Annotated in this window: 9 protein-coding genes, 3 rRNA genes and 1 pseudogene; 9 read left to right on the top strand and 4 right to left on the bottom strand. The window is 69.6% G+C overall.

The genetic code is table 11. The features are described 5' to 3' along the window. Positions 1 to 128: 128 nt before the first annotated feature. Positions 129 to 3,959 (top strand): annotated as a pseudogene (locus tag QF032_RS40635) (AfsR/SARP family transcriptional regulator); the annotation flags it as partial. 91 nt (positions 3,960 to 4,050) lie between these two features. Here QF032_RS40635 and QF032_RS18820 read toward each other — a convergent pair. Together QF032_RS18820 and QF032_RS18815 are read right to left on the bottom strand one after the other, a co-directional pair. Next, positions 4,051 to 5,946: a sigma-70 family RNA polymerase sigma factor gene (locus QF032_RS18820; RefSeq protein WP_307056681.1), complete on the bottom strand. Its 1,896-nt coding sequence runs from the start codon at positions 5,944 to 5,946 to the stop codon at positions 4,051 to 4,053. A gap of 273 nt (positions 5,947 to 6,219) precedes the next feature. Further along, positions 6,220 to 6,990 (bottom strand): TetR/AcrR family transcriptional regulator, encoded by a 771-nt coding sequence (locus QF032_RS18815; protein ID WP_306950894.1) that lies wholly within the window; start codon positions 6,988 to 6,990, stop codon positions 6,220 to 6,222. 381 nt (positions 6,991 to 7,371) lie between these two features. On the opposite strand from QF032_RS18815, the gene QF032_RS18810 reads away from it, so the two are divergent. The 3 genes from QF032_RS18810 (at position 7,372) to QF032_RS18800 (ending at position 11,633) form a co-directional block, all read left to right on the top strand. Further along, positions 7,372 to 8,751, top strand: a complete 1,380-nt coding sequence (locus tag QF032_RS18810) for an NAD(P)/FAD-dependent oxidoreductase (protein ID WP_307044170.1) — start codon at positions 7,372 to 7,374, stop codon at positions 8,749 to 8,751. Positions 8,752 to 9,081: 330 nt separating this feature from the next. Continuing rightward, entirely contained in the window at positions 9,082 to 10,731 is a 1,650-nt protein-coding gene (locus tag QF032_RS18805; protein ID WP_307056678.1) for an ATP-binding SpoIIE family protein phosphatase, read from the top strand. A gap of 104 nt (positions 10,732 to 10,835) precedes the next feature. Continuing rightward, on the top strand, positions 10,836 to 11,633 hold the full coding sequence (locus QF032_RS18800) for a class I SAM-dependent methyltransferase (protein WP_307044166.1): 798 nt from the start codon (positions 10,836 to 10,838) through the stop codon (positions 11,631 to 11,633). A gap of 85 nt (positions 11,634 to 11,718) precedes the next feature. Here QF032_RS18800 and QF032_RS18795 read toward each other — a convergent pair whose 3' ends face one another. Continuing rightward, positions 11,719 to 12,990: an MFS transporter gene (locus QF032_RS18795; RefSeq protein WP_307060301.1), complete on the bottom strand. Its 1,272-nt coding sequence runs from the start codon at positions 12,988 to 12,990 to the stop codon at positions 11,719 to 11,721. Between the two features lie 137 nt (positions 12,991 to 13,127). On the opposite strand from QF032_RS18795, the gene QF032_RS18790 reads away from it, so the two are divergent. From QF032_RS18790 to QF032_RS18770, 5 genes are all read left to right on the top strand, one after another. After that, on the top strand, positions 13,128 to 13,694 hold the full coding sequence (locus tag QF032_RS18790; RefSeq protein ID WP_307044164.1) for a MarR family winged helix-turn-helix transcriptional regulator: 567 nt from the start codon (positions 13,128 to 13,130) through the stop codon (positions 13,692 to 13,694). Between the two features lie 660 nt (positions 13,695 to 14,354). Further along, positions 14,355 to 15,880 (top strand): 16S ribosomal RNA (locus QF032_RS18785). A gap of 314 nt (positions 15,881 to 16,194) precedes the next feature. Further along, positions 16,195 to 19,316, top strand: a 23S ribosomal RNA gene (locus QF032_RS18780). A 90-nt stretch (positions 19,317 to 19,406) separates the two neighbouring features. Continuing rightward, a 5S ribosomal RNA gene (gene rrf / locus QF032_RS18775) occupies positions 19,407 to 19,523 on the top strand. Together the 16S, 23S and 5S rRNA genes form the textbook arrangement of a ribosomal RNA operon. 94 nt (positions 19,524 to 19,617) lie before the next feature. Then, a complete protein-coding gene (locus tag QF032_RS18770; RefSeq protein WP_307056676.1) occupies positions 19,618 to 20,181 on the top strand; it encodes a GNAT family N-acetyltransferase in 564 nt (187 codons plus the stop codon). On the opposite strand, the gene QF032_RS18765 is transcribed toward QF032_RS18770, so the two are convergent. Further along, positions 20,170 to 21,774, bottom strand: a complete 1,605-nt coding sequence (locus QF032_RS18765; RefSeq protein ID WP_307056674.1) for a type IV secretory system conjugative DNA transfer family protein — start codon at positions 21,772 to 21,774, stop codon at positions 20,170 to 20,172. The two genes, QF032_RS18770 and QF032_RS18765, sit on opposite strands and share 12 nt — an antisense overlap. Position 21,775: the final 1 nt, after the last annotated feature.

The following is a 21,775-nucleotide window of genomic DNA, read 5'->3' as shown; positions in this document are numbered from 1 at the left end:
GACGGGCGGTTCTGCCCGGGGGTCGACGATCGCCGTCGCCGGGCGTGGAGCCGCGCCGCGCGGGCCGCCGTGGCCCTCGCGTCGCGAAATCGCGTGCCCCATGCCTCGCCCCGGACGACAATGACCCGGTGCGGTACAGAATCCTGGGCGTCACCCAGACCGAGGACGACCAGGGAGTCGCCGTACCCCTGCCCGGGGCCCGCCTCCGCGCCCTTCTCACCGCCCTGGCCCTCCGTCCCGGCCGCCTCACCGCCCCGGAGACCCTCATCGACGAGGTCTGGCCGCAGGCGCCGCCCCAGGACGCGCCCGCCGCTCTCCAAGCCCTGATCGGCCGGCTGCGCCGCGCCGTAGGCAGGGACGCCGTGACCTCCGCGCCGGGCGGCTACCGGCTCGCCGCCACGGAGGACGACGTCGACCTCTTCGTTTTCGAGCGGCTGGTCGGCCGGGGCGTCGAAGCCCTGCGGCAGGGCGACGCCTCCGCCGCCGCCCGCTCCCTCGACGACGCCCTCGCCCTGTGGCGCGGCCGGGCGCTCGCCGACCTGCCCGACCGCACGCCCGCCGCCCGTCCGGAAGCCCTCCACCGGGAAGCGGCCCGCGCCCGCCTCGAGGCCGACCTGCTCCTCGGCCGCGCCCGCGAGGCGGTGCCCCGCCTGACGGAACTGACCGCCGCGCACCCTTACGACGAGCCGCTGCACGCGCTCCTCATCCGGGCCCTGCGCGACTCCGGCCGCGCCGCCGACGCCCTCGCCGCCTACGGGACCGCCCGCCGCACCCTCGCCGACGGCCTCGGCGCCGACCCCGGCCCCCATCTGCGCGCCCTGCACGCCGAACTCCTGAACCCGGACGACCGGGAGCCCGCCCACGGCGCGAAGCCGAGCGGTGATGCCGAGCCCGGTCGTGGTCCGGAGCCCGGTCGCGCTCCGGAGCCGAGCGGCGGTCCGGAGCCGAGCGGCGGTCCGGAGTGGAGCCATGACCTGCAACCGGCTCTCCACCCGGACCATCCCCATCTCGAGCAGCCCCGCCGCTCGGGGCACGCCCTCCGCGCGGAGTCGGCCTCCCGCCTGGGACCGGCGCCCTCCTTCCCGCCTCATGGCTCCCCCCTTCCCGAGCGTCCCGGGGGAGCCCTCGGAACCGGTCCGGGGCGAGGCCGGCCGCGCGCGCCCCACTCCGCGCTCCCATCCGGGGTTCCCGAACGCACCGGCAACCTCCGTCCGCGGCTTACCTCCTTCGTGGGCCGGGAACCCGAGATCGCCGCCATCCGTTCCGATCTGCACAGGGCCCGTCTCGTCACGCTCACCGGACCGGGCGGCTCCGGAAAGACCCGTCTCGCCGAAGAAGCCGCCGCCGGGCTTCCGCAGGCGTGGCTGGCCGAGCTGGCGCCGCTCGACCGGCCGGAGGCGGTGCCCGGCGCGGTGGTCAGCGCCCTCGGCCTGCGCGAGACCGTGTTGATGACCACCGAACTGGCACCCGCGCAGGACGACCCGGTCGCCCTGCTCGTCGAGTACTGCGCCCCGCGCAGCCATCTCCTGATCCTTGACAACTGCGAACATGTCATCGGCGCCGCCGCCGACCTCGCCGAGACCCTCCTCACCCGCTGCCCCGGGCTCACGATCCTCGCCACCAGCCGTGAACCCCTGGGAGTGCCTGGCGAGTCGGTCCGCCCGGTCGAGCCCCTCCTCCCCGACCACGCGCACCGCCTCTTCACCGAGCGCGCGGCCGCCGTCCGCCCGGACGCGGCGGCCGCCCTGCGGGACGAGGAGGCGATCGCGGAGATCTGCCGACGGCTGGACGGTCTGCCCCTCGCCATCGAACTGGCGGCCGCGCGCCTGCGGTTGCTCACCCCGCGACAGATCGCGGACCGCCTCGACGACCGCTTTCGGCTGCTCACCTCCGGCAGCCGCACGGTCCTGCCCCGCCAGCAGACCCTGAGGGCTGTCGTCGACTGGTCCTGGGACCTGCTCGACGAACCCGAGCGCACCCTGCTGCGCGAACTGTCCGTGTTCGCGGGCGGCTGGGATCTGGAGGCCGCCGAGGCCATATGCACCGGCCCGGTCGCGGAGCTCGTCGGAGCGCTCGTCGACAAGTCCCTGGTCGTGGCCGCCCCGCACGCCGTGCAGGCCGGCGACGGCATGCGCTACCGGATGCTGGAGACGATCCACGAGTACGCGCAGGAACGCGCCGCCGAGCAGCCGTGGTCCCGCGCGGCCACGGAGCGCCGGCACCGCGCGTGGGTGCGTGCGCTGGTCGAGCGCGCCGACCCGTTGCTCCGCTCCGCCGAACAGCTCTCCTGGATCGCCCGTCTGGAGACCGAGCTCGACAACATCCGCGTGGGCCTGCACCGTTCACTCACGGCGGGCGACGAGGAGGAGGCCACCGCCCTCTGCCTCGCCGCGGGCTGGTTCTGGTGGCTGCGCAACTACCGCCAGGAGGGCGCGGAGTGGACCGACCGCACCCTGCGCCTCGGCGCGGTCCTGGACTCCCTCCAGCCGCCACGGCCTGCGGCCTCCGCCGCCCCGCACCACACCGCCCCGGACGCCCCGCACCACACCGCCCCCGTCGGCCCGGCCCCGGCCCTCCCCGCCGACCTGACGGCCCGGATGGCCGCCGTCGACCCCATCGAGGTCTTCCTCGCCGCGCCGGCGCCGGCGCCCGTAGCCGCGCCCGAGGCGGTGCCGGACGTCGTGCCCGAGGCTGCGTCCGACGTCGTACCGGATGCCGCGCCGGACGGCGCGTCCGAGGCGGTGCCGGACGTCGCGCCGAGCGCCGTGCCCGAGCCACCGTCCGGCGGCGAGGCCGATGTCCACCCCCGGTCCGCGCAGCGGACGAACCTGCGGATGCTGCATCTGTTCCTGCTGTCCGAGTCCGAGCCGAGCGCCACCTCGAAGGACCCGCGCTATCCGGAGTACCTGGCTCGCCTGCGCGCCCGCTACGAGCCGGGCGGTCCGCAGGCGGCGCGGATGCCCGGCCTCATCTGGCCGGTCACCGCCTTCCAGATGCGGGACACGGTGGACGTCCGCGGAATCCTCGACCGGGCGGTCGAGAACTGCCGCCTGTACGGCGGCGACTGGGAACTCGGCTGCGCCCTGATGTTCCGCACGCACGTGGTCGTCGACTCCCCCGGCGGGCTGCACGGCGTCGACGACGACCTGGCGGAGCTGCGCGTGCTGAGCCTGCGCGTCGGCGACCGCTGGATGCGGGCCCAGGTGTGCGGCGCGGCCGCCGAGACGGAGATGGCGCGCAGCCGTTTCACGGAGGCGGAGCAGGAGTACCGCGAGGCGCTTCGGCTCGCCTACGAGGTCGGGGCGTACGCCGAGACGCCGTTCCTCATCGCCCGGCTCGCGGAGATCGCCTACCGGTCGGGGGACGTGGACGGCGCCCTGGCCACCCTGGACGAGGCGAGCAGCGCCGCCGACCGCTACGGGGTGCCGGACGTCCGTGCGTTCGTCCTGCTGCTGCGCGCCCACATCGCGCTGTCCGTCGACGACGACCCGGCCCGCGCGCGCGTCCTGTGCGACCAGGGCCGGGCGGCGGCCGGCGCGGGGACGCCGCCACCCCAGTTCGCGGCGGCGCTGAACATGCTCGACGCGGACCTCACGGCCGTCGAGGCCGGGCCGCGGCACGCCCTGCCGATGGTCGCCGACACGCTGCGACAGGCGATGGCCGACCAGTGCGCCGAGGCGGTCACGTCGTCGATCGTGGACGGCGCGGCGGACCTGCTGGCCCGGCTCGGCGATTTCCCGCGTGCGGCGCGGCTCCTCGCGGCCGGCGACCGGTTGCGAGGCCCTCACCCGCGGCCCACCCCGCAGATCACCCGCGCCGAACGCACCGAGGCCGCGATCCGGGAGGCCTTGGGCGCCGAGGGCCATGCGGCCGAGCGCGCCCGCGCGTCGCGCATGACGGCCGACGACGCGCTGCACGAGATCACCGCGGCCGTCCACGACCACCCGATCCCGTCCGCCGGCCTGCCCGACAGCTTGCCCGACAACCCACCCGTCAACCAGTCCGGCAGCTCGCCCGGCAACCCGGCGGACGCCGCGGACGCCCATGCGCCTACGAGCAGGTGAACCTGGAATCCGCCCAGTCCGCGAGGGCCACCGAGCCCAGCGCGTCGCGCGGCTCGACGACCAGTCGCACGATCGTCCGGCCGACGAGGTCCACATGGACGGGGACGGCCGGTTCGCCGCCCCTGACCACCCCGGACGACCAGAGCCGGGTCCCGTCGCCGTAGACGGAGAACGCGACCCCGCCGAGTCTGAGCGTCAGGTCGTCGAGGCCGACGAACGCGTCGTACGCGGTGCACGCGCGGTGGAGGTCGACGGTGACGGAGGAGCCGCCGTGCACGGTCACCCCGCCCGCGTACCGCCGGTCCGCGACGGACAGCGCGGACCGCCGCCACACCCAGTTGCTGCCGCGGAGCCGGATCTCGGGCCCGTCACCGTCGCCGACGACGTCGAAGGGCAGCTCGCCCAGCGGATAGACGACCGGGGCGGGCGGAGGAACGGGCGTGGGCGTCCGGGTGGGCGTCGGAGCGGGCGTGGGCGTCGGCTCCGGGGCGGTCGGCGGAGACGGGCTGGGCGTGGGTGCGGGGGCCGGGGAGAGCGGCGGCTCGGAGGCGGCCGTCGCTGTCGGGGCGGCGGCCGGCACGATCACCCGCGGTTCCGGCTCGGGCCGCCGCGCGGGCGTCGGTGCGGGCGGCGGCTGCTCGGGCTGCGCGACCGGCGCGGGGGCGGAGGCCGCAGGCCGTGCCGCGGGCTGCCGAACGGGGGCGTCGTGGCCGACGAGCGCGAGGGCCACCGCGGCGGCCGCCACCGCGACGACGCCGGCCGCGATACCCGCCTTCACGGGGGCGCCGAGCCCCTCCGCTGCCGACGCACCGCCCCCGGCGCCCGCCCCGCCCGAGGAACCGCCTGCGATGGCCGCACCCGCGGCGCCCGCCGCCCCCGCTCCGGCACCGCCGGCAAGGAGCGCGAGGGCCTTGGCGTAGCCGGCCGCGCCGAACCAGCCGATGACCGCGACCGGCACCACGGCGGGGATGCTGCCGGCCACTTCCTCGATCTGCAACGCCGCCAGCCTGCACCGGGAGCACTCCTCCAGGTGCTTGCGCAGCCCCCGTTCGGCGCGGGTGCGCAGCCGGCGACGGGCGTAACTGCCGAGCTGGTCGGCGTAGCCGGCGCACTCCTCGTCGCTGGTGAGCGTGGCGCTGACATGGGCCTGGAGATAGGCCTGCTTGAGGCCCTCGCGGGCGCGGCTGGCGAGCACCCGGGTGCCGTTGGCGTCGAGGCCGAAGAGCATGGCGACCTCGCTCGGCGACTCGTCCTCGACCTCGGTGTGCCACAGCACGGCCTGCCAGCGCTCGGGAAGGGAGCGGAAGGCCCGCATGGCCATGGACTGCTCGGCCTCGTGCATCGCGCGGACGTCGGCGCCCAGGTCGAGTGTGCCGTCGTCGGACACCTCCGAGGCACGAGCGGACCGTGCGGCGAACACCGCGAAGTCGTCGACGAGTTGTTCCCGCTTCGCGGACCGCGTCCAGCCGGCGGCCACCCGCCGCACGGAGGTGAGGAGGTAGGCACGGACGGCGTACTCGGGTCCGGAGCCGCCGCGCACCGCCTGGAGCATGCGGGCGAACACCTCGGCGGTGAGGTCGTCGGCGGTGTGCGCGTCCCGGCAGCAGGTACGGGCGTAGCGGCGCACGGCGTCGGCGTGGCGCCGGTAGAGCTCCTCGTAGGCCGTGTCGTCGCCCGAGCGCATCCGGGCGATCAGGCCGGCGTCGGCGGGCGGCAGATCCCGCGGCGGCGGCAGGACGCCCCCGTCGGCCCGCCACTCCCGCTGGGCCGGGACCGTGCCCTCGAACGCGTGACCGGGCGGGGACGCCGCGGGCCCGCCCGCCGGGCCGCTCGCGCGTCCGCCCTGGCTCGGCACCTGTTCGCCCCGACCGTCAACGCTCATCGCGGAAGACTCCCGCCGCCTGCCCCGCCCGTCCCGACCACCGGGTCAGAGTGCCATATTGGCTTTCGGTCAGGACCCCGTCGGACGGGCCGACCACTCGGCCGTGGGGATTCGTCCGCAGTCCGGTAACGGGCCTCGCCCCTCAAGGGGGAGGTACAACCTCCCTGCGGTGCAGGGAAGTTCAGGCCGACTGTCGTGGACCCTGGTCCGCCGGCCGTGGTGAACGGGGTGCGGGGGCCGCTCGGGACCCCCGCCCACCGTCACCCTCACGAGTCAGGAAGGCCGCGAGCGCAGACCCTCCAGCAGGATGTCCAGCAGCCGCGCCGAGGCCGCCGCCTGCTGCGCCGGATCCGGCAGCGAGGGCGCCGCCGTCGCGATCACCAGCAGCACGTCCGACACGGACACGTCGGCGCGCAGTTCGCCCGCCTCCCGCGCCCGCTCCACGAGCCGGCCCACGACCTCGAGCAGCGCCGTCGCCCCGTGGTCGCCGGCAGCAGCCGTCGCGCCGTCCTCCGGGACGAGCCGCAGCTCACCGGAGCCCGGCTGGGTCCGCTGCTGCGGCACCCGCGCCGACTCGACCGCCAGGCCCTCCACGTCGTCCTCCGCGACGCCGACCCGCAGCACCTGCGGCGGCAGCAGCCGCCCGGCGCCCGAGGCCACGGACGTCCGCAGGAAGCGCGACAGCGCCGACCACGGCTCGTCCTCCTGCCCGAGCGCCGAGCGCGCCTGGTCCGTCAGCCGGGCGGTCTCCTCCTCGGCTATCCGCCGGACCAGCACGTCCTTGCTGGGGAAGCGCCGGTACACCGTGCCGACGCCGACCCGCGCGCGGCGCGCCACGTCCTCCATCGGCGCGCCGTAGCCCAGCTCGCCGAACACCTCGCGTGCCGCCCGTAGTACGTGTTCCAGGTTGCGCTGTGCGTCCACGCGCAGCGGCGCTGTCCGCGCGCCCTCTCCGCGTCCGCCGCCCAGTGCCGTGCCGACCGCGCCACCGGGCGCGAGGGCCGACGTGGGCGTCGACGACCAATGCGAATTCTGCATGTGCATGAATAATCCCCCGGTAATGACGTCTCCCCCCGGAGACTTTCCCCGCCATCGAAAAGCCGGGGCGTGGAACACAGGGGACGGCCGCCCCGGGCCCGCCCGTCGCAGACCCGCAGAGCGCTTCCCCCTGACACCCCGTCGTCCCACGAACATAGTTGAGAGAGAGTCAATTCAGAAGGGGCACGTTCCGCACGGAGCGACCCCCGATCGGAGTACGGGCGGCATACGTCCCGATTGCGCCCCCTCCCGCACCCCGGTACACACCACCTGACCTGCACCTCTGTCCCGCAGCCCGGTGTTTCGGCCAACCCCTCGGCCACCCGACTCGCGGTCACACAAATTGTCGAGGCTGTGGACAAACGCAAGCGCCGGGTGCGTCATGGGATGGTGAAGGAACGTGCGCGCATTCTCGTTGTCGGCGGCGGCTACGTCGGGATGTACACGGCCCTGCGGCTCCAGCGGAGGCTGAAACAGGAACTGGGACGCGGCGAGGCCGAGATCACGGTCGTCACCCCCGACCCCTACATGACCTACCAACCCTTCCTCCCCGAGGCGGCCGCGGGGTCCATCTCCCCCCGGCACGTCGTCGTGCCGCTGCGCCGCGTCCTGCCCCACTGCCGGGTCGTGGTCGGCGAGGTCACCGCCGTCGACCACGCCAAACGCACCGCCACCCTCACCACCCTCGCCACCGAGGAGGAGGGCGCCGGCCCCCAGCAGCTGACGTACGACGAACTCGTCCTCGCGCCCGGCTCCGTCTCCCGCACCCTGCCCATCCCCGGGCTCGCCGACTACGCCATCGGCTTCAAGACCGTCGAAGAGGCGATCGGGCTGCGCAACCACGTGATCGAACAGATGGACATCGCCTCCTCCACCCGCGACCCCGCCATCCGCGACGCGGCCCTCACCTTCGTCTTCGTCGGCGGCGGCTACGCGGGCGTGGAGGCGCTCGGCGAGCTGGAGGACATGGCCCGCTACACCACGCGCTACTACCACAACGTCCAGCCCGACGACATGAAGTGGATCCTGGTCGAGGCCTCCGACCGCATCCTGCCCGAGGTCGGCGCCGACCTGGGCCGCTACACGGTCAGCGAACTGCGCCGTCGCAACATCGACGTCCGCCTGAACACCCGCCTGGACTCGTGTGCCGACCGTGTCGCCGTCCTCAGCGACGGCGCCCGCTTCCCCACCCGCACGGTCGTGTGGACCGCCGGCGTCAAACCCCACCCGCTCCTCGCCGCCACCGACCTCCCGCTGAGCGAACGAGGCCGGCTGAAATGCACCCCCGAGCTGACCGTCGACGGCGTCACGCACGCGTGGGCCGCCGGAGACGCCGCGGCCGTCCCCGACGTCACCGTCGACGAGCCCGGCCGGGAGACCGCGCCCAACGCCCAGCACGCCGTCCGCCAGGCCAAGGTCCTCGCCGACAACATCGTGCGCTCCCTGCGCGGCGAACCCCTGCAGACGTACTCCCACACATACGTCGGCTCGGTCGCCTCACTCGGGCTCCACAAGGGCGTCGCCCACGTCTACGGACGCAAGCTCAAGGGCTACCCGGCCTGGTTCATGCACCGCGCGTACCACCTCAGCCGCGTGCCCACCGTCAACCGCAAGATGCGCGTCCTCGCCGAGTGGACCCTCTCCGGACTCTTCAAACGGGAGATCGTCTCGCTCGGATCACTCGAACATCCTCGCGCGGAGTTCGAACTCGCTGCCGGTGGAAAGCCTTCTGACGAGTCTTCCGGCAACCCGAAAGGGTCGTCCTGACCGAAACAGGAACTCCACCGGCCGCCCCCACGTCTGACGAATGTCGGCCCGGACGGCGGCCACACTGCCAGACTGCTCCCTGCTCATAGCCCGACCTCGAGCGCCCGAGCCCATCCCGGGCCGCTCCCGAACCGTCCCGACCCCTCTTCCGCGTCCCCTCCGAGTCCCTTCACCGCCCCTTCCAGAGCCCCGGCGGGCCGGCGCATGCTCCCGCCGAACCCACCAGGCCGTCCCCACCAGCTCCACACCCCGGGTGCTGCAACAATGTGCGGCCCCCGGAGCAGGCCGGGCCCGGAGCCGGCCGACGACGACTACACGAGGCAAGGATTCGTGAACTTCACGCGCTGGAGCGCCCGGCTCCCCGGAACACAGCGCCGCGCCGCCGCGCGGGCCGAGCACCCGGTCACCACCACGGACCGGCGCAGCGAGGGCTCCGTGCCCGCGGCCCGCGCCGAACAACTCGCCGACGCGCCCCCCGTGCCCGCGGTCGACGAACTCCCGGTGCGTGAGGTCCTCGACCGCGTCCCCGCCCTCGTGGCCCTCGTCCACGGCCCCGGCCACCGCCTCGCCTACGTCAACGACGCCTACACGGCGGCCTTCGGCGCACGCCCCTGCGGCGAACCCGCCGCCGAGACCCTGCCCGAACTCCGCGACCTCGGCCTCCTGCCGCTGCTGGACCAGGCCCTGCGCAGCGGCAAGCCCCGCACCCTGAAATCGCGCAAGGCCCCCGACGGCCGCCACTACACCTTCACCTGCACCCCCGCCGCCGAGGACAACGGTGAAGGCGCGGTCCTGATCTTCGCCACCGACGTCACCGACCACGCGGAGGCCGCCGAACGCCTCAGGGCCAGCGAACGCCGCCAGCGCGAGACCGCCGTCACGCTCCAGCGCTCCCTCCTGCCCCAGGAGCTCGAAGAGCCCGACGACCTGCGCATCGCCGCCACCTACCAGCCCGGCGGCACCGAAGCCGCGGTCGGCGGCGACTGGTACGACGTCATCACCCTCGGCGGCGGCCGCACCGCCCTCGTCATCGGCGACGTCATGGGCCGCGGCGTCCGCGCCGCCGCCGTCATGGGCCAGCTCCGGACGGCCGTCCGGGCGTACGCCCGCCTCGACCTCCCCCCGCACGAGGTGCTCCAGCTCCTCGACGGCCTCGCCATGGAGATCGACGCCAACCAGATCGCCACCTGCGTGTACGCCATCCACGACCCCAACGAGGGCCGGCTGGTGTACGCCTCCGCCGGCCACCTGCCCATCCTCGTCCGCGACGACAACGGCACCGTCCTGCGCGCCGACGAGCCCACCGGCCCGCCCCTCGGCACCGGCGGCTGGATGCACGCCTCCGGCTCGATCCCGCTCGGCCCCGGCTCGACGGCCGTCCTCTACACCGACGGCCTGGTGGAGCGCCGCAACGAAGACCTGGACGAAGGCATCGCCGCCCTGGAGCGCGCCCTGGCCGGCGCCACCGGCACGCCCCAGGTCGTCTGCGACCGCCTCGTCCGCTCGGCCGGCGTCACCGCCGACCACGACGACGACGTCGCCGTCCTCGTCCTCCAGCATCCGGCCCGCACCGGCCCCGACAGCGAGCTGTTCCGCAACGCGGCCCTGGAACTCCTCGGCGGAGTCGAAGCGGCCCCACGCGCGCGTGCCTTCGCCTCGGGCGTCCTCACCAGCTGGCGCTTCCCCGCCGACCTGCACGACCTGGGCGTCCTCGCCGCCAGCGAACTGGTCGCCAACTCCCTCCAGCACGGCATCCCGCCCATGCGACTACGCCTGCGCCGCACCGACCGCCGCCTGATCATCGAGGTCACCGACGGCGACGACCACCTGCCGCGCCGCCGCCGCGCGGAACCGGGCGACGAGTCCGGCCGCGGCATCGCGATCGTCGCCACCATCGCCTCCCACTGGGGCAGCAGACGCACCCCGGGCTGCGGAAAAGCGGTCTGGTGCGAGTTCGTCCTGCCGAAACCGACGGAATGACCAGTCAGGGACGACGGGATGACAGGGAGCGGAAAACGACCGAACACGCATTCCCCCGCGCGCGGCACCTAGGCGGACACGCCCCCCGGTGCTACTAGCTCTGCATGGCAGACGCAACGGGCTTTCACCTCAAGGGAAGCGCCCCCGAGCGCTACGAACACTACGTCGCGCCCCTCATGGCGCCCTTCGTCACCGCACTCGTGGACGCCGCGGACCTCTTCCCCGGCGCCACCGTCCTCGACCTCGCCTGCGGAACCGGCTTCGCGGCCCGCGCCGCCGCCGCCCAGGCGGGACCCACCGGCCGGGTCGCCGGCGCGGACCTCAACGAGGCCATGCTCAAGATCGCCCAGGCGTGCCACCCGCGCCTCTACCCGGACATCGAGTTCACCGCCGCCCCCGCCGACGACCTGCCCTACCCCGACGCGACCTTCGACGCCGTCCTCTGCCAGCAGGGAGCCCAGTTCTTCCCCGACCTCGACGCCGCCCTGACGGAGACGGCCCGGGTCACCCGCCCCGGAGGCCGGTTCGCCGCCACGCTCTGGGCCCGACTGGACGACTCCCCGTACTTCATGGCGCAGTACCGGACGCTCGAGCAGTACGACGGCCCGGAAGCCGCGGCGGGCTTCCGGGCCGCCTTCCACGCCGCGGACCGCGTGACCGCCGCCCTCGACCGCGCCGGCTTCCGCTCCACGGCCCGCCGCGACCTCACCTTCGCCATCGACCTCCCCCCACTGGACGACTACATCGCCGGCCACCTCTCCTCGATCCCCTGGGGCCAGACGCTCGTCGACACCGCGGGCGACGAGGCCCTCACCCGGGCCGCCGAGACGATCCGCGCCCGGCTTCCCGCATCGACGACCACCTTCCCCTTCACGGCGACCCTCGTGACCGCGGTCCGCTGAGCGCACGGAAAAAGGAGAGGCGGCCGTCGTTCTCGTGACGACGGCCGCCTCTCCTGTGCGGTGCGCGCGACCCGCGCTAAGCGCGTCAGGCCTCCGCGGCCACGGGCCGCACGGCCGCCCCACCCCGGGCCACCACCCGCTTGCGCACCAGCCACGGCTGGTCCTGGACGGCGGTCAGCTGCCGCCCCAACCGCAGCGCGAGGTAGGTGATCCCCAGCGAGAACAGCAGGAACGTCACGATGTACGGCGCGTGCAGCGAAGCCCCCATCGGCCCGCCCACCGCCGGCCCCACGGCCAGCGCGAGCTGCTTCACCAGGGCGAACGCCGAGTTGTACTGCCCGGCCAGACCGGCCGGAGCCAGATCGGCCACCAGCGGCGCGATCGTCGGCGACAGCATCGCCTCACCCAGCCCGAACAGCGCGTACGTCGACACGAACGCGGCCGTCGCCATCTCCTGACTGCCGTGCCCGAGCCCCGCGTACCCCGCCACGACCCACGCCACGGCCCAGAGCAGCCCCACCGCCGCGATCACCCGCGAGCGCTTCTGCCGCTCCACGAACTTCAGCACGGCGAACTGCGCCACCACGATCATCGCCGTGTTGGCGGCCAGAGCGGTCCCGAGCGCCGACGTCGAGATGCCCGCGGCCTCCACCCCGTACGCGCTCAGCCCGGACTCGAACTGCCCGTAGCAGGCGAAGAACAGTACGAAGCCCAGCACACACAGCTGCACCATGGCCCGGTTGCCGAGCAGCTGCTTCCAGCTCCCCCGCGCGGACTGCGGCGCGTCTCCCACGCGCGGGGCGCGCGGCAGCCGCACCGTCGACATCACCGCGGCCAGCAGCAGGAACATCGCCGCCTCGATGCCGAACAGCAGAGTGAAGGAAGCGACCCGCGTCGTGTCGACGAGGTGCCCGCCGATCAGACCGCCCACGCCGAGCCCGAGGTTCTGCAGGAAGAACTGCGTCGCGAAGGCCCGCGAGCGCGTCTCCGCGGTCGAGCAGTCCACGATCATCGTCGCCAGCGCGGGCTGCATCACGGCCTGCCCGGCCCCGAGCGCGGCCGCGGCGGCCAGTACGGCGGCGGCGGTGCCGGCCAGCCCCAGGCTCAGCGCGCCCAGCGCGGCGGTGACCAGGGCGGCGAGGAGGACCGGCAGTGGACCGCGTCGCACGATCGCCCGGCCGGCGAACGGCAGCACGATCAGCGCGGCGACGGCGAAGACGGCGAGCACCAACCCCGCCGTCATGGCCCCCAGCCCCCGTACCTGCGCCACATAGACGTACAGGTAGGGGACGGTGAAACCGAGCCCGAACGCGCTGAGTGCGTTGCCCACGTGGATCCGGCGCATCGCTGCGCCCATCGCCCTGGTCACGTTCACCTCAATCAGGTAGGAGCCCTCAGCACTTAGGGCCGAAGACTTAGAAGCTAAAGTTCGAAGCTAAACTGTACACCTCGAAGGACTTCAAGCCGAACGCGCCTCGTGCGATACTTGTTCCCATGGGCGACAACCCCGGCACGGTCGGCACCGGCCTCGGCAGCGAGCCGACTCTCGAAGAGCAGATCGCCGCGTACCAGCGCGAGTTCCAGGATCTCGATCCGCAGGTCGAGAAGATCGTCTCGGCACTCTCCCGCCTCAACCGCCGGATGAACGTCGCGTACGGCCGCCAGACCGCCGACCTCGGCATCAGCAACGCCGAGTGGGAGGTCCTCAAGGCCCTCGTCCTCTCCGGCGTTCCTTATCGCCTGGGACCGAGCGACCTGGCCAAGCGGCTCGGCCTGACGCCGGCCGCGATGACCCACCGGATCGACCGCATGGTCACCGAGGGCCTGGTGACCCGTGAGCGGGACGAGACCAACCGGGTCCGGGTGATCGTGGAGCTGACGCCCGAGGGCCGGGAGAAGTGGTTGAGGGCCATGCGCATGGCGACCGTCTTCGAGGAGGATCTCCTCCAGGACCTCTCCGCGGCGGAACGCACCACTCTCGGTGAGGTCCTGACCAGGCTCCTTCGTCGCGTGGAGCACGCCCAGCCGGATGCCGGCGGCCGGCTCAGCGACCTCGACTGAACGGGCCGCGCCCGTTCGGCCTAAAAGATCTTGACAGGGGCGGTTGACAGCCCCACCCCGGATCCGTAGAGTTCTTCGGGTTGCCGCGGAGCCGTAACGGTTCTCCGGTAGCACCTCCGCCGCAGTAGCGGCACCACAAACCACAGCACGATCTCCCCCGGGGTTGAATTCGGCGTGCCCGAATTCAATTCGATGGAGGGCCGGCAGCTCGATTAGCAACTGCCGAACGGATCCGCTAAGGTTTGGGACGTCGGAACGGCCCAACAGCCGCGAAGACGACTCCCGCTGACCGGGAATCAGAACCGAAAGGGTCTGGTAGAGTCGGAACCGCCGGAAAGGAAAACCGCGAGATAAGCGGGGAGCCTGGAAAGCACCGAGGAAATCGGATCGGGAAACGGTCTGATAGAGTCGGAAACGCAAGACCGAAGGGAAACTGCCCGGAGGAAAGCCCGAGAGGGTGAGTACGAAGGAAGCGTCCGTTCCTTGAGAACTCAACAGCGTGCCAAAAATCAACGCCAGATATGTTGATACCCCGTCCCCGGCAGTGATAGCCGAGGATGAGGTTCCTTTGAAACAAACACAGCGAGGACGTTGTGAACGCCGAGCTTATTCCGCTCGACGTTCCGCTCTCGTGTGTGCGATCCCGATCACGGGAAAACATTCACGGAGAGTTTGATCCTGGCTCAGGACGAACGCTGGCGGCGTGCTTAACACATGCAAGTCGAACGATGAACCACTTCGGTGGGGATTAGTGGCGAACGGGTGAGTAACACGTGGGCAATCTGCCCTTCACTCTGGGACAAGCCCTGGAAACGGGGTCTAATACCGGATATCACTTCTGCAGGCATCTGTAGGGGTTGAAAGCTCCGGCGGTGAAGGATGAGCCCGCGGCCTATCAGCTTGTTGGTGAGGTAATGGCTCACCAAGGCGACGACGGGTAGCCGGCCTGAGAGGGCGACCGGCCACACTGGGACTGAGACACGGCCCAGACTCCTACGGGAGGCAGCAGTGGGGAATATTGCACAATGGGCGAAAGCCTGATGCAGCGACGCCGCGTGAGGGATGACGGCCTTCGGGTTGTAAACCTCTTTCAGCAGGGAAGAAGCGAAAGTGACGGTACCTGCAGAAGAAGCGCCGGCTAACTACGTGCCAGCAGCCGCGGTAATACGTAGGGCGCAAGCGTTGTCCGGAATTATTGGGCGTAAAGAGCTCGTAGGCGGTCTGTCGCGTCGGATGTGAAAGCCCGGGGCTTAACCCCGGGTCTGCATTCGATACGGGCAGACTAGAGTGTGGTAGGGGAGATCGGAATTCCTGGTGTAGCGGTGAAATGCGCAGATATCAGGAGGAACACCGGTGGCGAAGGCGGATCTCTGGGCCATTACTGACGCTGAGGAGCGAAAGCGTGGGGAGCGAACAGGATTAGATACCCTGGTAGTCCACGCCGTAAACGGTGGGAACTAGGTGTTGGCGACATTCCACGTCGTCGGTGCCGCAGCTAACGCATTAAGTTCCCCGCCTGGGGAGTACGGCCGCAAGGCTAAAACTCAAAGGAATTGACGGGGGCCCGCACAAGCAGCGGAGCATGTGGCTTAATTCGACGCAACGCGAAGAACCTTACCAAGGCTTGACATACACCGGAAACGGCCAGAGATGGTCGCCCCCTTGTGGTCGGTGTACAGGTGGTGCATGGCTGTCGTCAGCTCGTGTCGTGAGATGTTGGGTTAAGTCCCGCAACGAGCGCAACCCTTGTTCTGTGTTGCCAGCATGCCCTTCGGGGTGATGGGGACTCACAGGAGACTGCCGGGGTCAACTCGGAGGAAGGTGGGGACGACGTCAAGTCATCATGCCCCTTATGTCTTGGGCTGCACACGTGCTACAATGGCCGGTACAAAGAGCTGCGAAACCGTGAGGTGGAGCGAATCTCAAAAAGCCGGTCTCAGTTCGGATTGGGGTCTGCAACTCGACCCCATGAAGTCGGAGTTGCTAGTAATCGCAGATCAGCATTGCTGCGGTGAATACGTTCCCGGGCCTTGTACACACCGCCCGTCACGTCACGAAAGTCGGTAACACCCGAAGCCGGTGGCCCAACCCCTTGTGGGAGGGAGCTGTCGAAGGTGGGACTGGCGATTGGGACGAAGTCGTAACAAGGTAGCCGTACCGGAAGGTGCGGCTGGATCACCTCCTTTCTAAGGAGCACTTCTAGGCGACCGCAAGGTTGTCCAGAGGCCAGTTCATCGGCGAACGTCCGGTGCTGGTTGCTCATGGGTGGAACGTTGATTATTCGGCATTCTCAGTCATCTCGGGCTGCAAGTACTGCTCTTCGGAGCGTGGAAAGCTGATCACGAGTGGCGGGGGTGCCGGGCACGCTGTTGGGTGTCTGAGGGTGCGAGCGTTATGCGCTTGCCCTTCTGATGCCGGCCCCAGTGAACTCCAGCTCAGGTTGGGGGTGATGGGTGGCTGGTCGTTGTTTGAGAACTGCACAGTGGACGCGAGCATCTGTGGCCAAGTTTTTAAGGGCGCACGGTGGATGCCTTGGCACCAGGAACCGATGAAGGACGTGGGAGGCCACGATAGTCCCCGGGGAGCCGTCAACCAGGCTTTGATCCGGGGGTTTCCGAATGGGGAAACCCGGCAGTCGTCATGGGCTGTCACCCATACCTGAACACATAGGGTATGTGGAGGGAACGCGGGGAAGTGAAACATCTCAGTACCCGCAGGAAGAGAAAACAACCGTGATTCCGGGAGTAGTGGCGAGCGAAACCGGATGAGGCCAAACCGTATGCGTGTGAGACCCGGCAGGGGTTGCGCATTCGGGGTTGTGGGATCTCTCTTTCACAGTCTGCCGGCTGTGAGGCGAGTCAGAAACCGTTGATGTAGGCGAAGGACATGCGAAAGGTCCGGCGTAGAGGGTAAGACCCCCGTAGTCGAAACATCAACGGCTCGTTTGAGAGACACCCAAGTAGCACGGGGCCCGAGAAATCCCGTGTGAATCTGGCGGGACCACCCGCTAAGCCTAAATATTCCCTGGTGACCGATAGCGGATAGTACCGTGAGGGAATGGTGAAAAGTACCGCGGGAGCGGAGTGAAATAGTACCTGAAACCGTGTGCCTACAAGCCGTGGGAGCGTCGGGCAAGCACTTGTGCTTGCCTCGTGACTGCGTGCCTTTTGAAGAATGAGCCTGCGAGTTTGCGGTGTGTTGCGAGGTTAACCCGAGTGGGGTAGCCGTAGCGAAAGCGAGTCCGAACAGGGCGTTTCAGTAGCACGCTCAAGACCCGAAGCGGAGTGATCTAGCCATGGGCAGGTTGAAGCGGAGGTAAGACTTCGTGGAGGACCGAACCCACCAGGGTTGAAAACCTGGGGGATGACCTGTGGTTAGGGGTGAAAGGCCAATCAAACTCCGTGATAGCTGGTTCTCCCCGAAATGCATTTAGGTGCAGCGTCGTGTGTTTCTTGCCGGAGGTAGAGCACTGGATAGGCGATGGGCCCTACCGGGTTACTGACCTTAGCCAAACTCCGAATGCCGGTAAGTGAGAGCGCGGCAGTGAGACTGTGGGGGATAAGCTCCATGGTCGAGAGGGAAACAGCCCAGAGCATCGACTAAGGCCCCTAAGCGTACGCTAAGTGGGAAAGGATGTGGAGTCGCAGAGACAACCAGGAGGTTGGCTTAGAAGCAGCCACCCTTGAAAGAGTGCGTAATAGCTCACTGGTCTAGTGATTCCGCGCCGACAATGTAGCGGGGCTCAAGCGTACCGCCGAAGTCGTGTCATTGCGATATATACCCCCAACGGGGATCGTGATGGGTAGGGGAGCGTCGTGTGCCGGGTGAAGCAGCACCGGAAGGTAGTTGTGGACGGTTCACGAGTGAGAATGCAGGCATGAGTAGCGATTCACACGTGAGAAACGTGTGCGCCGATTGACTAAGGGTTCCTGGGTCAAGCTGATCTGCCCAGGGTAAGTCGGGACCTAAGGCGAGGCCGACAGGCGTAGTCGATGGATAACCGGTTGATATTCCGGTACCCGCTGTGAAGCGTCAAACATCGAACCAGGCGATGCTAAGTCCGTGAAGCCGTTCCGGACCCTTCGGGGAATGGAAAGTGGTGGAGCCGACGGACCAGACTTGTAGTAGGTGAGTGATGGGGTGACGCAGGAAGGTAGTCCATCCCGGGCGGTGGTTGTCCCGGGGTAAGGGTGTAGGCCGTGTGATAGGCAAATCCGTCACACATTAAGGCTGAGACCTGATGCCGAGCCGATTGTGGCGAAGTGGATGATCCTATGCTGTCGAGAAAAGCCTCTAGCGAGTTTCATGGCGGCCCGTACCCTAAACCGACTCAGGTGGTCAGGTAGAGAATACCGAGGCGTTCGGGTGAACTATGGTTAAGGAACTCGGCAAAATGCCCCCGTAACTTCGGGAGAAGGGGGGCCACGCTTGGTGAGAGGACTTGCTCCTCGAGCTGGGGGTGGCCGCAGAGACCAGCGAGAAGCGACTGTTTACTAAAAACACAGGTCCGTGCGAAGCCGTAAGGCGATGTATACGGACTGACGCCTGCCCGGTGCTGGAACGTTAAGGGGACCGGTTAGTCACTCTTCGGGGTGGCGAAGCTGAGAACTTAAGCGCCAGTAAACGGCGGTGGTAACTATAACCATCCTAAGGTAGCGAAATTCCTTGTCGGGTAAGTTCCGACCTGCACGAATGGCGTAACGACTTCTCGACTGTCTCAACCATAGGCCCGGTGAAATTGCACTACGAGTAAAGATGCTCGTTTCGCGCAGCAGGACGGAAAGACCCCGGGACCTTTACTACAGTTTGATATTGGTGTTCGGTTCGGCTTGTGTAGGATAGCTGGGAGACTGTGAAGCTTGGACGCCAGTTCGAGTGGAGTCGTCGTTGAAATACCAGTCTGGTCGTGCTGGATGTCTAACCTGGGTCCGTGATCCGGATCAGGGACAGTGTCTGATGGGTAGTTTAACTGGGGCGGTTGCCTCCTAAAGAGTAACGGAGGCGCCCAAAGGTTCCCTCAGCCTGGTTGGCAATCAGGTGTTGAGTGTAAGTGCACAAGGGAGCTTGACTGTGAGACCGACGGGTCGAGCAGGGACGAAAGTCGGGACTAGTGATCCGGCGGTGGCTTGTGGAAGCGCCGTCGCTCAACGGATAAAAGGTACCCCGGGGATAACAGGCTGATCTTCCCCAAGAGTCCATATCGACGGGATGGTTTGGCACCTCGATGTCGGCTCGTCGCATCCTGGGGCTGGAGTCGGTCCCAAGGGTTGGGCTGTTCGCCCATTAAAGCGGTACGCGAGCTGGGTTTAGAACGTCGTGAGACAGTTCGGTCCCTATCCGCTGCGCGCGCAGGAATATTGAGAAGGGCTGTCCCTAGTACGAGAGGACCGGGACGGACGAACCTCTGGTGTGCCAGTTGTTCTGCCAAGGGCATGGCTGGTTGGCTACGTTCGGGAGGGATAACCGCTGAAAGCATCTAAGCGGGAAGCCTGCTTCGAGATGAGTATTCCCACCCACTTGATGGGGTAAGGCTCCCAGTAGACGACTGGGTTGATAGGCCGGATGTGGAAGCCCAGTAATGGGTGAAGCTGACTGGTACTAATAGGCCGAGGGCTTGTCCTCAGTTGCTCGCGTCCACTGTGTTGGTTCTGAAACCACGAACAGCCCCATGCCATGGTCACGGTGTGGTGCGGCTGGACAGTTTCATAGTGTTTCGGTGGTCATAGCGTGAGGGAAACGCCCGGTTACATTCCGAACCCGGAAGCTAAGCCTTACAGCGCCGATGGTACTGCAGGGGGGACCCTGTGGGAGAGTAGGACACCGCCGAACAATCATTGCGAAAACCCCCGTGCCATTCGGCACGGGGGTTTTCTGCGTTAAAAACGCATTTCGGAGGCGGAGCTCAGGGGCTACTGTGCTTTGCATGTACACGTATGTGGTTCGGGTGGTACGCCCCGAGGAGTGGGCCTCGGTCAAAGCGCTGAGGTTGCTCGCGCTCGAGGATCCGGCGGCGCCGCTCGCTTTTCTGGAGACGTATGAGACGGCTGCGGCTCGGCCGGACTCCTTCTGGCAGGAGCGGGCCACCGGGGCGGCCGAAGGGTCCGTCGGAGCTCGGCAGTACATCGCCGAGGCGGAGGACGGGCAGTGGGCGGGCACGGTCACCGTGCTCGTGGAGGAGGCGGGCAGCGTGGACTGGGCCGGCGAGCCCGTCGAGCGACGACAGGGGCATGTCGTCGGCGTCTTCGTGCGGAAGGAGTGGCGGGGAAGCGGGATGACGCGGGCGCTTCTCGACGCCGCCGCGGGCTGGGCCTGGGAGCTGGGGCTGGAACGGGTGCGGCTCCTCGTGCACGAGCGGAACCTGCGGGCGCAGGGGGCGTACCGCAAGGCGGGGTTCGTGCCGACCGGGCGGACCGTGCTGTTGGGCGAGGGGCCCGAGGAGAACGAGTACGAGTACGCCCTCGAGCGTCCCGGGGCGTCAGACCGGTAGTTCGTGGTGCGGCCAGCGGGCCCTGCCCTGTTCGCGGGAGCGGAGCAGGGCCAGGGTGGGCAGGCCCCGGTCGGTTCCCGCGGCCAGGAGGTCGGGAAGCTGGGGGATCGGGGCCACGGCCGCCACATCGTCGAGGACGAGAGTCAGTGGTGGGTCGAGGCGACCGGAGGATGACCGTTCGGCCATGCGCCGGCCGCGCTCGACCACGCTGGAGACGAGGGCCGTCAGGAGTGGCATCGCGCCGGGGCTGCTCCTGGGGTCCTCGAGAGATTCACCGAGCACATAAAGAGTGCCCCCTTCGTCCACGAAGGAATCCAAGGCAAGGGCATCAGTTCGGTTGGGAGTGCACGCCTCGCGGATGTTGACCGTGGAGAGGGCGGAGAGGGCACGGGCCGTCAGTTCCTGGGCGATGTCCCGGCGTTCGGGGTGGGCGGTCAGGGCGGCCTCGAGCTCGCCGGCCGCACCCGGGGCTGCCTTGGGGTTGGTGCGCAGGGCGCGGACCGCTTCCTGGACGCCGGTGCCCTGGGACCAGCGGTGGACGTGGCGGACCGTACGTCCGTCGATGGCCGCGGCGTGGAGATAGCTGCGGAGCAGGGTCTCGGCGGTCTCGGCCACCGCCTGGTCCAGGCGGGCCGTGGGGCGCACGGGCGTGAGGAGCGCCGCGGCGCGGGAGGCCGCGGTCGGTCTGTCCTCGCAGCCGGCGATGGGGGACCAGTGGAGGCGGGCCGGGGTGTCGCAGCGGTGCGCCGGGTCGTAGAGGTGGACCGGGCCCAGCTTGGCGCGGCCGTCCTTGGTGTCCTGCCAGAGGGCGGGGTCGGACGTGAGGACGAGGGCCGGGCCCTCGGCGTCCCGGACGGCCTGGGCGGCGAGGGCGTACCGGGCCGCGGGGGGCGCGTAGTGGAGCGTCCCGCCGTCGGTGCGGGAGGCCTCCCATCCGTGGGAGGGCGCGAGGACGGCCTCGGGCCGCGGCGGCCCGGCCGGAGACGACGGGGAAGGCGACGGGGGCGGGGAGGACGGGGTTGCCGTCACGGGCTGCCGGTCCGTCGGCGGGACGGCCGGCGCGCCGGGGTGCGCGACGGGCTGGGTGTGCGGGGCCGGCTCGGTGCGGGCGCCCGGGCCCGTCGGCGTCGCCTCGGTCCTCGGGGTGGGCACCTCGTGGTGCGGGGGCTGCACGGCCGGCTCGGGGGACGTCCGGTTCGCCCTTCGGTGGGCGCGTACCGCCCGCCAGCGGGCCAACGTGCCCATCACGAACACCGTGAGCACGAGCAGGACCATCAGCTGGCCGATGAGCAGACCCCAGAAGAGGCCGTAGCCGGAGAACTGCGCGGCGTCCGCCTCGGGCCACGCGCCGGGGACGTCGTGGGGCGCGGCGACGAGGTGGCGCATGGCCAGGGGGGTGCGTGTGAAGGTGACCCCGGACGGCCAGGAACCGTGGGCGAGGAGGGCCGACAGTCCGGTGGCCGTCCAGACGAGGAGTGTCATGCCGAGCAGGAAGGCCAGTATGCCGACGAGCAGGCCGTCGGGGATGCCTCCCTGCCCGGGGCCCGGGCCGGAGCCGTGGCTGTCGTGGCGATGCCCGTCACCCGGTCTCATG

Origin of the sequence: Streptomyces achromogenes, from assembly GCF_030816715.1 — a bacterium.
Classification (GTDB): domain Bacteria; phylum Actinomycetota; class Actinomycetes; order Streptomycetales; family Streptomycetaceae; genus Streptomyces; species Streptomyces achromogenes_A.
The sequence above is the reverse complement of the archived record's forward strand: the minus strand, read 5'-3'. Positions and strand labels throughout refer to the sequence as shown.